At 32.8% G+C, this 14635-nt stretch carries 13 protein-coding genes; 7 read left to right on the top strand and 6 right to left on the bottom strand.

Annotated features, from left to right (window positions below; all coding sequences use genetic code 11):
• Window position 1: 1 nt before the first annotated feature.
• Complete coding sequence (locus ACHZEU_RS03010; RefSeq protein ID WP_279494838.1) at window positions 2–3529, top strand: PIN domain-containing protein; 3528 nt, start codon at window positions 2–4, stop codon at window positions 3527–3529.
• 214 nt (window positions 3530–3743) lie between these two features.
• Here the strand turns inward: ACHZEU_RS03010 and ACHZEU_RS03005 are convergent, their stop codons facing one another.
• Window positions 3744–3899, bottom strand: a complete 156-nt coding sequence (locus tag ACHZEU_RS03005) for a hypothetical protein (RefSeq protein WP_175400720.1) — start codon at window positions 3897–3899, stop codon at window positions 3744–3746.
• Between the two features lie 645 nt (window positions 3900–4544).
• Between ACHZEU_RS03005 and ACHZEU_RS03000 the strand changes: the two genes are divergently transcribed.
• Window positions 4545–5153: a YpjP family protein gene (locus tag ACHZEU_RS03000; RefSeq protein ID WP_279494840.1), complete on the top strand. Its 609-nt coding sequence runs from the start codon at window positions 4545–4547 to the stop codon at window positions 5151–5153.
• Between the two features lie 408 nt (window positions 5154–5561).
• On the opposite strand, the gene ACHZEU_RS02995 is transcribed toward ACHZEU_RS03000, so the two are convergent.
• The 3 genes from ACHZEU_RS02995 to ACHZEU_RS02985 form a co-directional block, all read right to left on the bottom strand.
• Window positions 5562–7052: an SH3 domain-containing protein gene (locus ACHZEU_RS02995; protein WP_279494841.1), complete on the bottom strand. Its 1491-nt coding sequence runs from the start codon at window positions 7050–7052 to the stop codon at window positions 5562–5564.
• 1349 nt (window positions 7053–8401) lie between these two features.
• Complete coding sequence (locus tag ACHZEU_RS02990; RefSeq protein WP_048394554.1) at window positions 8402–8839, bottom strand: carboxymuconolactone decarboxylase family protein; 438 nt, start codon at window positions 8837–8839, stop codon at window positions 8402–8404.
• Between the two features lie 14 nt (window positions 8840–8853).
• Entirely contained in the window at window positions 8854–9495 is a 642-nt protein-coding gene (locus ACHZEU_RS02985) for an FMN-dependent NADH-azoreductase (RefSeq protein WP_048394551.1), read from the bottom strand.
• Window positions 9496–9665: 170 nt separating this feature from the next.
• On the opposite strand from ACHZEU_RS02985, the gene ACHZEU_RS02980 reads away from it, so the two are divergent.
• Window positions 9666–10166 (top strand): Rrf2 family transcriptional regulator, encoded by a 501-nt coding sequence (locus ACHZEU_RS02980; RefSeq protein WP_048394550.1) that lies wholly within the window; start codon window positions 9666–9668, stop codon window positions 10164–10166.
• A gap of 147 nt (window positions 10167–10313) precedes the next feature.
• Here the strand turns inward: ACHZEU_RS02980 and ACHZEU_RS02975 are convergent, their stop codons facing one another.
• Window positions 10314–10616, bottom strand: a complete 303-nt coding sequence (locus ACHZEU_RS02975) for a gamma-type small acid-soluble spore protein (RefSeq protein WP_259418912.1) — start codon at window positions 10614–10616, stop codon at window positions 10314–10316.
• Window positions 10617–10810: 194 nt separating this feature from the next.
• On the opposite strand from ACHZEU_RS02975, the gene ACHZEU_RS02970 reads away from it, so the two are divergent.
• The 4 genes from ACHZEU_RS02970 to ACHZEU_RS02955 all read left to right on the top strand — a co-directional run bounded on the left by ACHZEU_RS02970 (window position 10811) and on the right by ACHZEU_RS02955 (window position 13420).
• On the top strand, window positions 10811–11710 hold the full coding sequence (locus tag ACHZEU_RS02970) for a TetR/AcrR family transcriptional regulator (protein WP_279494845.1): 900 nt from the start codon (window positions 10811–10813) through the stop codon (window positions 11708–11710).
• A gap of 343 nt (window positions 11711–12053) precedes the next feature.
• Window positions 12054–12392: a hypothetical protein gene (locus ACHZEU_RS02965; RefSeq protein WP_279494846.1), complete on the top strand. Its 339-nt coding sequence runs from the start codon at window positions 12054–12056 to the stop codon at window positions 12390–12392.
• A 48-nt stretch (window positions 12393–12440) separates the two neighbouring features.
• Complete coding sequence (locus ACHZEU_RS02960; RefSeq protein ID WP_066036860.1) at window positions 12441–12887, top strand: HTH domain-containing protein; 447 nt, start codon at window positions 12441–12443, stop codon at window positions 12885–12887.
• Between the two features lie 155 nt (window positions 12888–13042).
• Window positions 13043–13420, top strand: coding sequence for a hypothetical protein (locus ACHZEU_RS02955; RefSeq protein WP_279494847.1), 378 nt, complete (start codon window positions 13043–13045; stop codon window positions 13418–13420).
• 82 nt (window positions 13421–13502) lie between these two features.
• Here ACHZEU_RS02955 and ACHZEU_RS02950 read toward each other — a convergent pair whose 3' ends face one another.
• Window positions 13503–14156, bottom strand: a complete 654-nt coding sequence (locus ACHZEU_RS02950; protein ID WP_048394543.1) for a FusB/FusC family EF-G-binding protein — start codon at window positions 14154–14156, stop codon at window positions 13503–13505.
• Window positions 14157–14635 lie beyond the last annotated feature (479 nt).

Here is a 14635-nt window from a genome sequence, read left to right as displayed (position 1 = left end):
ATTGAATACTACATCATCGATTATCTTTTTAAAAACTATTGCTCCTAAATTTATGTCCTATCTGCTTCCTAAAGTTACAAATACAAAAATTTTTCGTGATATTAAAGATAAATGGATAAGAGACAATTATACGCAAAAAACTACACTTATTTTTAAAGCAGCTATTGAAGACGCAAAAGCAGTATTGAATATTCCTGATGAATTAGCAGTAGCTTTATTAGACGATTCTATAAACAGAAATGAGGTATTCCGCTGGATTTTAGAAGAGGCACCAGCAAGTATTAATACACACGAACTAAATCTCGACCCCTATATGGAATCGTATCGAGAGTACCAAGATTTAATAAAACCCTTTTTTGAATTAATAGCTCTTTGTATGAATGACTATAAAACAAAAAATTGGGATCCAGAATTTTTAGAACTACTATACAAAATCGGAACTTTAGAAGAAACAATTAAAGAAGGCTTTAATACAGTGATTGAAAAGCAAGCTTTAACTACTAATTTAGTTGAAGAGAATAATAGTTACTTAAAAGAAATAATTACCCCTACTGAATTTAATGATTTAAATGATCTAATGAAAAAAGGTCTCTTAAAAAGTGCTCGAGAAAAAGCTATTGAAAGATTAAATAAACCAAATCTAAAGCCCGACGAAACTTTAGAGCTACATATAGTAATAGCAAATACTTTTATTGAAACTAGAGAATTTGAAAAGGCTATTCGACACCTCTACACTGCCATCACACACTGCAAAAACGAAGCTAGAAAAGAACGTTTTTTAGCTCTTATAAACATATTTGAAGAACGTTTTAATAAAGCAGAAATTCACATTGGAAAAGCTATTGAAATAGGTGGAGAGACTTCTGAAAACCTTAGTGTCTTATTAAATGTATTAATAGGCCAAAATAAATATAAAGAAGCTATTGATATTATTGAAAGTGAATCAGACGGAAAATTCGAGGAAACAAAAGCTAGTATATGGATTCTTTTGCAAGAGTTTGAAAAAGTCATTAATCTTGCAAGTGAAAAACTACAAGATAATCAATTTAATATAGTTTGGTTATTAATAAAAGCTGAAGCATTAGTATTACAATTAGAGACTAATCTGTCTAGAAATAAAATTGTATATCCAGAACTTACATTTAAAGGGGTGCTACCACTTCTTGAAAGTATTGAAAAGCAAACAACCGAGAACTTTTATATTTTAGATAGAATAAAAGAGTTAAAAGCTTGTCTTTACTTTAGAACAAATAGGTTTTCAGAAGCTAAGATACTGTATGAAGAATTATTTCAAAAAGACAAAAATTACAGAAGTAAAATATTTGACAATCTACTTCTTAATATTATTGGTTCTAATGAATGGGAAAAATCTATAGTTTTATTAGAAGAGAAAAAAACTATCGATGGTTTAGACTTAGATGAAATGTTACTCTTAGCTGATTCATATATAAATTCAAGCATTCCTGCTAAAGCAGTACAACTTCTACAAGAAAACCAATTACTGGGGGAGCCTAACGATACTAACTTCTCATACTATTTTAAATATATTGATGCGTTGTTTGCAAAATTAAAGCATGCGGAAATTATAGAATTAATTAATACATTTAATATCGACGAGTTTAATAGTTCGTTCAAAGACATTTTAAATGGATATTATGCCTTTAAAAAACAAGATTGGGAAAAGACGATATCTCTTTTAGAACCCAATTTAGATAAATTCAATTATCAAGATAAGGTATCTATAAAAGTAATCTTAAGTATAGCTTATTACAATAAACACACTAAAGATGATTATATAAAGTTAAAAGAAATTATAATTACAATTCCTAATTGGATACAACACGAATCTATAGTTAGTCGCTATATCCAAACTCTCTATGAACTTGGTGAATACAAAACAATAGTTGACTTTGAGGAGAAATTGCCTTTTAAATCTGTTATCCTATCTGAGGTAATTGCAACTATTTATTTCAATTTTGGATGGTATGAAAAGGCAAAGCTTAATTATTTATCACTATATCAACAAACTAGAGAATTAAAATACCAATTAAGTTACGCAAATTGCTTTTATCAACAAGGGGAGATCCAAACTTGCCTTGAAATTTTATCTGCTGCAGAAAATGAAGTAAATAAACGTGGAAATATAGAAGATTACCAGTTAATAAGTTTTGCCTATAAAGAAGCAATGGAATATAGGAAATCAATGGAATATGCGTATAAAGCTCTCCTGGTAGGAAAAAATTCCGCAAAAATATGGGGATTTTATTTTTACAATTTTTCAACGCTGAATCAGTTCATTAATGATCCTGAAGAAAACTGGATAAAAGAATACCAAAATATTATTAAAAACTTTGAAAGTACATTTCCAGATGATGATCCTATTTTCAAAAAAATTACAGTATTAGAAAATGATGAAGTATCTTCTGAATTAATTTCTAACTTAAAACAGCCAAAGGAATCTACAGAAGAACCTATTACATTATTTATTAAGTATAAACTACCTATAAATTTTCTAGTCAATATCTTAAATCGAAACCCCTTTGAAACATGGGCATATGTAATTAATAATAAGGATCTTCCTATAAAGGTTATAAATGGGTCTATAGAGGAATTAGTGTCAGGTTTAAAAATTGCTTTATATTCAAAAGGAATATTATGTGATTTTACTACCTTACTAATGTTAAATCATTTAAATTTACTTGACATGCTTAAATCAGAATTCAAGTTATATATTCAACAAGAACAATTTGATTCAGCCTTACATGAATATTACAATAATAAACTTTCTATTCACAATGGTATTAAGACAATGTCATATGAAAATGAAAAAATACAAGTAATCGAATACTCTCCAAGCCAAGTAAAAGAAGCAGTACAAAATCAAGAGTATATACTTAACTGGATTAAAGAAAATTGCATAATGGTTGGTAATGTTATTAAAGATCAAGTTTCTAATCCTAAAGACATTCCATTCTTAGAAAACATTTTTGAAATATGTAAAAATCAATCACTAAATCTGTTAATTGATAGTGCAACTGTAAGAGATATAGCTAAAAATGAATTTAATATTAACTGTATTTCTACGCTAGATATAATGAATTTATTAAAATTCAGAAAAATTCAAACGCAAGAAGAACAAAATTTCTTAATGGGTAAACTAATAATGGCTGGTTATACATTAATACCAATTACAGATGAAGTTTTCACTTGTTATATAAAAGAGAAAAATTACGTTACGGATTATGAAATGCAACTACTTTTTAATTATTTTAAAAATGAAGATTTAAAGGTAGAATTTTTGATAGATTTAGTCTCAAATATTCTTTATTGGCTATGGACTGAAATAATCCAAATAAACGATAAACATACAATAACTAGGTTTATTTGTGAGTATATTTGCTTTAACCGAAATAAAGACTTTATCATATCTAATATAATGGTGAGGACTGAAACAAAATTCAATCCTTTTTCAGTACATCAAAAATTACTGTTGAAACAATTTTTAACGGAATGGCTTGCTAAGTCCTAAACATTTCAAATAATTTAGTAAAATTTCAAATCGTATTTACAATGAAGTGGGAAAGTATAACCTACGATATTTTAAAATATCAGTACTGATTCACACCACCTAAGTGGTTTTATAAAAGAAACACAACACTCGTTTACAATATGGGTGTTTTTTTGTGGTTTAACCAAGAGGAAATAGGGTAAAGCATGTACTCCCAATCATTAGATATTTCAAATTATTTTAAAGTGATAATTTCATCCATACGATTAGATACGTGTACCTCCTCTTTTTTTAATGAATGTGCATAAACTTTATAAATCGTCTCTGGAATATCGCCAACTAAAGCAGCAACTGTAGATATCGGAATATTATTAGATAATTGTATCGTCATGAAAGTGCGCCTTAAGTAGTGAGGTGTAAAATGATTATTTTTGGGGGAGTTAGGGAAGAAAGTGATTAGTTGAAAGAAATTGTACAGTAAAAATTTATAATTTAAATAACTTTTCAAATTCTTCTTCTTAATTTATGTTTTTCGACCTATATAAAATAATAGTCTTATCTGAAATTAATTTACCTTATTAGAAATTAGCTTTATTTATTTTAGCTATTTACTAATTTAATTTAAAATTTTGCTTAACGCGCTGCCAAGTATTAGTAATATTATATTAGCCCCAACAAGCCCCAACATAGTCCCAAAACGAGCCCCAACTGTGTGCATTATTTTGCGTTACTATGCATTGTAAAGAAAAATGAAAAACCCCAAAAGCTGCATATAACAGGCTTTTAGGGCTTTGTAGGGTACATATTACAAAATAAAAAAATTAGTCCGTGAAACATAAAGATGATAAGTAACCTAACATTAATAAAAGACCAATACCCATTGCGATGCTCATGCTTTGTACCTCCTTTAAAAAAACGACACATTATTCATAAATATTGTACAATGAATTATAGAAATATGAAACCTTTTAATGGCGAGAACGTATATAATAATAGGAGAATTACCAATTTGTACATAAAGAGTAGGTGACAATAAATGAAAACGTGGGTTAAGAAAAGTATAGTCATCATGGTTGCGTTTTTAACATTTGGTTTAATAACGCCTACACATGAGATTTGGGAAGCATTTGATCAAAATCCTTCGAACCGTGCATCCATCGGCCCTTCATCAGGGACAAGCACTGCTTTAGCTGCTGAGCATGATGGCAGCACTGACGAGCAGCTACAGATACAAGAGGAAGCGATTGATTATAATGCCTTACTGGTGGATGCAGCTAGAGAACAATCGTACATAAAATTTGGCACAAAAATTGGTCCAAAAATTAGCAATGAATTCGACAGCATCATCTTCCCTAAAATGGAGGAAGCCATTGCAATGACAGTGGCTAATCTTGATGATCAAACTGCTGCATCTTTAACCATCTCTGAAAGACCAAGTGGTAATTACGGTGAGAAAATTTTCAATGTCATCAACAATGAAACAGGCACAGATTTAATTCGCTTCCATGTGCGCACAGAAAAAAGACCGCAGGAAGGCTACTACTACAACTTCCATTACCACAGTGTCGAGGACAACTTCATGGCACATAACAACCTTGGCGATATCTATTGGGAAAAAAACACACCACCTAAGTGGTTGTCATAATAAGTACGAAACACTCGTTTACATGACGAGTGTTTTTTTGTGAATATCTCAGCGTTTGTAAAAAGTCATTGAGTTATAACTTTTAATTTTTCAGAGTGGGGGAGGTAGGGGAAAGCATGTACCCTAAAAAGTACCCCAAATTCTTAAGTTTTTGATTTTCTTAGATTTATCAATTGAATTGTAGCGATAGCTGATATCAATAGCTACATTGAGCACTCTCGATTGAAGGTGCTTTCCATCAATATAAACAGGACTTTTGTTTATGATTGATTACCCTATATGCAAGTCCTTTTGTTATGCTTTCACAGCCTCTCCCGTAACTCCACATAGGGCTTTATAGCACCATTTAGAGAACCATATAAAAGAAAGGTGACTTTTATAGTCACCTTTTCACTTATAGATAGCAATTTATTTATTGAATATTTGCTCATAACGGTGGAAGAATGCCACAGCGTGCGCTCTTGTTAGAGAATCATTTGGTTTAAACTCTGCATCCGTTTTAGTAGTTGTTAAGTCGAAGTCACGTAGAAACTGGATGGCTTCTGGCTGAGATACTGTTTTTCCATAATGCATAGATGCTAGGATACGAGCAAAATTACCACGTGTGATGTCTTTGACTGCATATACCTGTTTAGACGCTGATATACCACCAAGCGTTGGTAGAGCGTACTTACTTGCTAGTTGATAGTTTACATCTGCACTCCATGAAGAACTAGGTTTTGTTGAAGCTAATTCATCAGACTTAAAGTAACGGAAAAGTACAGATAACATCTGATTTTCTGTTAAATTCGTGTTTGGTTTCAGTAAGTTTTCGTATTTCTTTGTTGCAGGGTTGTATACGTTTGGATAACCGCTGATAAGTCCTTTGTTTACTGCCCATTGAAAATCCTCTGCCCAGTACTGGTCTGCCTTGTAATCAGCGAACTTTGATACATCTATACTACCTACTGGAGTTGTAGGAGTTGTAGGTGTTGAAGCTGAGTAGTTTAAATAACTTGATGCTACATACCCCTCTGTCCCGTCATTTCTTTTCACAGGATACCAAACAAAATGGTTTTTCTTAGTTGATACGGCTTCATATTCAAAAGGGCCCGTAATGGTAACAATTTCGCCTTTACGTAAAGTACCCATAGAAGGACTATCCGTAGTAGGTTTTGTCCTAACTGTTACATTAGTTGTTGCATTAACTTTTTGATTTGTTTTAAAAAAGTACTTTGATTTTGTTAATGGTAAATCAAAATCGTAGTTCATCACTGAAAATTTAATATTTTCCCTGCTGTTAGAGTCATATTGAAAATGTTCGCGTGTAAAAGGCAGCTCTGTTAAGTCTATTAATTCTAATCTCTCAATAATTTGGAGAATTTTTTCTTGATAGGCATTTGCATTTCTTTCCCCAGTTGCTTGGACAAATGGACTATTTACCGGCTTAGTACCGTTATAAGCCATGATAGCGAAGTACCAATGTTCCAATATATCTCTTTTCCCACCGTTGATGCTAGGCAAATCCTTCCGCTTAAACATATCATCTAGAGTCTCCACACCAGCTCGAATATTATAGACAATATCGTTTTTTAGTCTATCTTGATTGTAGCCTGCTTGATTGGTAATTTGCATAATGCCAATTCCATTATCAGCTGTCACAATCGCTTTACCATTCATATCGAAATGACGCCAATTTCCACTTTCACCTTCCGCTATTGCCTTCACAATTTCAGGAGGAACATTATAACTCAGTGCTGTTTCGGTTAACAAACAGTTCATTGTGGAATAATCAGGGTTGACCTTCGATGCCGAATCATACTTACATGTTTTTGCAATATCATTAGCTAATACATTTTTATCTATATTTATAGTTAGAGAGAGGGCACCAATGACAATACCACTAATCAATGGTTTCAATATCTTTTTCATATCTGGTTATTACACTTCCTTTCATATTTTCCAAAGTTAAAAGATTCAGATATATGTTATCATAAACCCAATATTTGGGATAGGGGTAATATTCAATGTTCCTTTCATTTAACAGGGTAGAGTGATAAATGATAGCCCTAACATATATTGATTTGGTGAAAGGGTTGTAAATAGTGAGTTCATTGAAACAAGCCCAAGCCAAATCTATATCTACGCCGCATCTGCGGAAGATGTATTTCCTCTGAGAACCGACCTGAGAGCAGTCCATGTAACCAAGTAGTACGTCTATCTAATACTCGGTTCGTCTGAGGGCTGTTCTGAGAAGGTAGACAAGAGAACAAGCACACCTACTAATGATGTGCTACCACAATCTCATCATAACTTTTTTATAAGCTTACACTTCTCTACACAAACATTTGTAAACATGTTACACTATACCAAACAACGGATTGTTCAGTTTTTTAACTAACAGATGCTTTAGTAAATGAAGAAAAGGTTCTACATATTAGTCATATCTAATATGTAGAACCCTTTAACTTTCTATCTTTATTGAAATTAGGTCTTGATAAATCGAATTATTGGATAAATATAAGCACTTTAAAATCACAGATGCAGTTATCTTAGGTTAAAAGAAAACCCGTTTACTATGCTGGTGGGCAAACAATTAAGTAACGATAAGTATCAACCACTCGCAAATGTAGAATTTGGATTCAAGCCAGAGGAAAAAACTGCATTCAGGGAAATAAAATGAATTTAAGTTAAGTTCCCCAAAGGAATATTAAAAAATATACAAAAATATTATAATCTAAAAAGCACGATAAGCTATGAATACTTGATATTAAAGTAATCTAATAAATAAAAACTAAAAGATACCAACCCACTTAGACTCTGGGAAAAAAACACACCACCTAAGTGGTTGTCATAATAAGTATGAAACACTCGTTTACATGACGAGTGTTTTTTTCGAAAATAAAATACATACTGAGAGAGACAAGGGAAAGTATGTACTCCGAATAACTTAGATATCTAGGATTGCATTGTCATTGAAGGTATTTAAAATCAACCTACTCAACAGGAAATAATTATTGTCCCATCCCAAAATGCCTTCTGCCAGTATTTCAAAAGGCAAGGAAAATGAAGAAATCAGTCGCTTGATGGAGGAATGTGGGATTGAATTTGTCTTTTCTTGCGCTTACCCGGGAAATTTTTTTATTTCCTAAACAAACATTTGAACATTTTGTTAAAGGGAGATAGGGGGGACTGCCAAATGAAAGTACGACTCAAATTGATATCAAACTACTATAAGAAAAATAGCTACCTGTTAAGGCAGCCATTTATTATTCCGCAACATTGCCCATAGCAATAGAAATTCGATTCCAACTGTTAATTTGATTAATCAAGATAACCAAATCGACATAAGCCTTTTCATCAAAATGCTTGCGAACACGCTCATATAATTCATCAGGAACGCGTTTTTCTGGAATATGCGTAATATGTTCCGTTAATTCTAATGCTACTTTTTCAGCATCTGAATAAAAAGTACATTCTCTCCAAGCGCTAATGCAGTATAAGCGCTGTTCAGTCTCTCCCATTTTCTTCGCATCAGCAGTGTGCATGTTGATGCAATAGGCACAGCCATTAATTTGAGAAGCTCTAATTTTAATGAGTTCACGTAGTTTTCTATCAATACCACTTGTCTTCGTGTATTTTTCCATTTCCATCATTATCTTCATAGCATCTGGTGCAATTTCATAATAATTCATACGTTGTGTCATTGTGAATCCCTCCATTATTTATTAGCTAATTCAACGGATAATTGATCCGCTTGATAAAGTGCATTTTGCAAGACATCTTCTGTATTCAATAAGGCTGTTCCTTGGACACGAAGAATATTAACATCTTCTATTCCAAGAAAGGCAAACATTGATTTAAGGTATTTGTAAGAATACTCCACTTCGGTATACCAATCGCCATTTGTATAAATTGAACCACTTGCCTGAATGAGGATCATGCTCCTTCCATCATTTAATAAGCCCACAGAACCATTTTCCGTATATTTGAATGTTTCTCGCGCAATTAGAATGTTATCCATATAATCCTTTAGCTTTGAAGGAATATTAAAATTATGCAAAGGCATTACAATTAGATATTTATTGGCACTTTTAAATTGAACTAAAATTTCATTCATGCGTTCCAAAACTTCATTTTCTTCGTGTGTTAAAGGATCTCCATTTCGTGAATGTTCCCAGCCACTTAAAACAATTTTATCTATCATCGGAACAACGTCTTCATATAGATTAATTTGCTCAATTACTTCATCATCCTGTTTATTTTCTTTGTATGTCCCTAGAAAATGATCTAATACTTGAAGGCTCAAAGATGTCTTTGACTCCACTTCAGGGTGTGCATTTATCACAAGTAGTTTACGCATAAAAATCCTCCAGTTAAATAAAGTTGTTACTAATCGTCGATTAATTTAATCGTTGATTAACTTTGTCTACAATATACACTTTTCATTTTCGTTTGTCAAACTGATTCATTTATGTATAGCTAAAATGTGTTACTATCATGGTAAGCAAAATGTTTTAAGAGGGTGGAATAATGAAATATAGTGTGATGGTTGAATATGCCCTACACAGTCTTGTTTATTTAATTGATGTACCAAAAAATGAAAGTATAGGAATAAAGGATTTATCAGAATTTCAAGGATTATCGGAGACCTATCTTTCAAAAGTTTTAGGGAAATTGTCCAAGGAAGGCATTGTTAGCTCGGTATCTGGTGTAAAAGGGGGTTATCGACTCAATAGAAAACCTGAAGATATTACATTTTGGGATGTTGTGCGAGCTGTTGAAGGTGAAGATCCGATATTTCAGTGTAAGAATATTAAAGCGAATTTTGCTTATCAAAATAAAAAACCAAAGTGTGAGTCTTGTTCAAGTCAATCGAACTGTACGATCAATAGTGTCATGCTGGAAGCGGAAGAACACATGCGAAATTATTTAAGAAGCAAAACGATAGCGTGGTTAGAAGAAGAATTACTGCGGACTCTACCAAAGGAGCAAATAGAAGAAGCAAAAAAATTTTTTAAAAAAACAAATTGATAACTTGAATCGAATCATTTTGGATGTATGTAAATTCGGTTTACCTGAATGAAAATCTAAAGCGGGAATTTTATCCTGAAGGAATTAACCAAAATGGTGAARAACAAAAAACCGGCAAGGATGCCGGCTGCGGATGTTGAATGAAAGCTATTTTGAATTATTTTCGTTAGCAAATTTACCAGAAGCAAATTTTTTGTTTGCTTCAGCTTGTTGAATTTGTTGTCTGATTTGGTTAACATCAGTTTCATTCCCAAATTCAACGTTYGTTGACTTCATTGCGTTCATAGAACCAGAAGCCTGTTGCTTTTTAGCTTCAGCTTGTTGAATTTGTTGTCTGATTTGATTAACATCAGTCTCGTTCCCGAATTCAACATTCATTGAATTCATTGCGTTTGGAGCTGCATTAGGAATTTTTGAGTTGAAATTTTGGTTGTTGTTATTATTCGCCATTAAATATCACCTCCTGAAAAGTAGTGTGTGCAGAAGGTTTTTTACTATCCATACATTTTAGAAAAACCTAACCGATTTGGACTGGCACTACAGAGTGAGGAACTCTAGTATCAAATTTGCATAGTTTAAGAAATCTAGTTTTCCTAGTATAATTGTAGTTAGTTCGTTATTGTGTTTAGAGATTGGAGAAATGTATGAAAGATCGTAAACAAATCGTTATCGAATCAACATTACAATTATTTACTGAAAAAGGGTATCAGCATACATCGGTTCAGGATATTTTAGATAAGGCAAATATTTCGAAAGGTACATTTTATAATTATTTTTCATCTAAAAACGAATGCCTGAAAGCCGTATTAGAGCAAAATCGTCAAGAGCGAAATGTTTTAAAAGAGGAAATTTTAGTTGGTAAGAAAAAAGATGATGTAGACGTTTTAATTGAACAATTAATCGCCACATTAAAAATTAAAGAAAAATATAATTTAATGCCTTTATTTCGAGAAATCTCCTTTTTGCATGATGAAGAGCTGCAAGAAATTCTTGCGGAACATCGCTTTCATGAAATCACCTGGTTAAAAAACAGATTCTATGATATTTATGGAGAAGAAGGAAAGCACTATTATTATGAGTGTGCAGTCGTCTTTTTTGGCACCTTCCAATATTTATCTTTTTATTGGAATTTGGCTACTAATATGACGATAGATCTAAAAAAAGTGGTTACTCGGTCATTGAAATATGTAGAAAGTTTTCTGCCAGAAATGATTAAGAGTGGAGAAATTCTATTAGAGCCTCAGGAAATGTTTTTATTAGAAAAGGATTTAGCCTATAAGTCCATTACTAGTAAAGAAATACAGGAGAAATTAGAGAAATTTTGTAAAAAAATCTCGACAATCGAACTTCCACAAAAATCACTCGAACTCTCTAGCTTGCTTTTGGATGAAATGAAGAGAGAAACACCCCGCATGAGTGTTTTAGAGATCATGCTACAGCCATTTCGTGCTTCTTTTGCTGAAACGATTTATAAATATGAAGCTGAAGAAATAGCCAACCTTTTCTGGCTCTTTATGAAGATGAAAACAGCAAGTCATAAATGAATGATTGAATAACTAGACCAGCTTTTTAGCATAAAGTTGGTTTTTTCTTTTGTATTCGCTGGCTATTAATACTAGTGAGGGCATTAAGTTTTTTCATTCTTTTGTCAGTGAATATTCGATACTTGGTGGAATCGTGTCATTTTTCATAAAGCGGAAATAATAAAAGTATACATTTCCCACCAATTATACTTTGTTCTATAATTCCTACCCAATTCATGTTGAAACCGTATTAAGACACAACAAGTAAGCTCACCATAGACGACAATACATTCTCGGTTTAAGTGAATTACTAATTCAGGAAGTGTTATAATAATTTTACAGATTGTGGAGGTGGAGAGAGCTGGTGAAGGAAATAAGAGAACTATGGATGATTACATTTAAAATATTTTTAGAATTAATAAGAATTATTATCCTTTTTTCCATTATTGGATGCGTGATGTGGGGAGGCGCCAGGCTTATTTATACCTCTTTTGATATAAATGTTGTTGGTTCTTACGCTGGGTGGCTGGGGGGAATCGCTATATATAGTTTATTGTTTTTCCTCTATCGTAATAAACTGCAGTTTTCGGGATTTTATAATGGTCCATATCGCCAAAAATTATCCCCTACAACCACTACCATTTTTATTACGATTTCCGTTTTTTTATTAATACTGCCACTTTTTTGGCGTCCTCATTTTTAATATAGTTTCATTTGATACATAAAAAAGAATGAAAAGAGGGTTACTACTGTGAAAGAATGGAAGGATAGGGCAGAAGTATCTTTTGTCACGGATATTTCCCGATTCGATTACCTGAGACAGCAAATTCAAGAAGTGGCTGAAAAATTCAGTTTCAATCATCAGCAACTTGCGAAAATATTTGATTTACCAATGAATGAGCTGGATAGTTTATTGAATAACAAGGGCAGCATCACGACGGAGCAGCTAGATAAGATTGAACGAAAAATAGTTATGTTATGTGTTGGCTTTGAAGGCTTTGATGCAAGGGAAAGAGCCGCATTGCTTTTGAATGACCTCATTAAGGAATACATGTTTTCAACGGCTAGTGTCGCGAAAATGATTCATGTAGAGGAAAAGGACTTAATCGATTTTAGACAAGAGATATCGATCGATAAGAACGTAGAATTGAAAATTTGCGTGAATAGTATCATGCTTCATTTTGTATTACATGACTAATGACAAGCCCTGGTATTTTGGACTAAATCATTCACGAAGGAAGAATAAAAAATCTTCTCTTCTTCGCTGGCATTCTTCATGACTTCCACGTTTTCCTTCATACATAGTAATGAAGAGAACCTCACACATTAACCAAAAAGTATGGAGGTTCCTAAATGAAAAATGCCAATAGAGTGTATGTGCTTTTATTTATCGTAGTTTTCTCATTTTCTTCAACCGTATATGCAGAAGAAAATAAGGAAGGTATTCTTGTATACCATGTGAAATATGATTATGAAGCTATAAGTAAATTTTTGGGCATGACCGTGCAGGAATACGACCAAGAGTGGAGGAAAGGTCTTTCGATTGCAGAGATGGCGGAGAAAAAAGGAATTGCTAGAAGAGATGTAGAAGGCTATTTTTATCAATTTCATTATGAAGAAATGCAAAAATGGCGAAAAAAGGGTGTCATGACGGAGAAACACTATTTCCATCTTGTGTACGGATTAGCCGATGAAATAGAGGAATTTATTGATCGTAATCCCAACCGATAACTTTTTTCTAAACCCGAAAAGTTAATCTTTTAAAGTTAAAAGGCAGAAATGTTGTTTGCACAACATTTCTGCCTTCGTTCATTTATTTTTGTGTAATACGCTCGAAAAATTCCAGTGTTCTGTTCATATCCGTAACATGTTCATTGCATGTTTGACTATCTGCACAAATGTAATTACTGTGGTTGGTAAACGTGCCAACCACCTGTCCTTTAATGGACGTAGTAAATAGGCCTACATCTGAATGGCGATTACAGATAGCGCAAATGCCGCGAACCGTGTTATTGGCAAATATCCCTTTGATCCCTTTTAGCTGCCCATTTTGCTCAAGGACAACATATTTTCGATGTGTGCCAGCATCATCCCAAGCAAGATAACAAATTTGCTGAAAATCGAGTGCTTCTAGATTTGGTAGCTTGAGCTTCTTTTCTTTTTTAAATAAGGCTTTAAGCGTACTAGCGGTCACCGGCTTGAACGGGATGACATATGGTTTTAATTGCTCTAAAAATGCATCACCTTGTGCACGATCTGTGACAGCAAAAAGCTGGTCTATCAGCATTGTTTCTGCTGCTGATAATGCTAATTTTGTTGTTACCTCCGTATCAACAAGGCCACGTACCGCTAGGATAACGTTTTTATCCTTTGTTGTTGTCAGTGCATGTAAAATTTTATTTAATTGCTGTTCTAGTAAATGATAGTTGGCAACCGTTAAAAACGGCTGAATTGTTTGTTGTTCCATTTGAAATCTCTCCTGTTTATTAGGCTATTTGATTACTTTTTGGCCTAAAGAGATCATTCAATTTCTGTTAGTTTATAACTTAATCTTGACCTCTTTGACCTAAAGAAGTCGTTCTAGAGCATGCATTACAAGTGAATGCGATCATTTAGATCCCTCCTTTAAAGGAAACGTTGATTTATATGGGTTTTACATAAGGTTTTATAATAGGTTGAATTAAACAGGCGACCAATTTACATTAATTTGTTAAAAATTATAAGTGTCTATAGATATAGTAACATGTGATTGCCCTAATTGCTCTTGAATTGTTTTGAAATTACTCCCTTTACAATGGTATAAGATGCAAAGGTTCATGCAAATTTATTAGACGAAATTGTTTGTCTATAATCAACATTTCCATCTTCATTATATGTAGGACACTATTTATTTTTCTTTTGATAGGCTAATTTTTGTAATCTTGATGTATAAGAATTAGGATTGTT

Source organism: Lysinibacillus sp. S1, from assembly GCF_044986265.1.
GTDB lineage: Bacteria > Bacillota > Bacilli > Bacillales_A > Planococcaceae > Lysinibacillus > Lysinibacillus capsici.
This window is presented reverse-complemented; position numbering and strand designations above follow the sequence as displayed.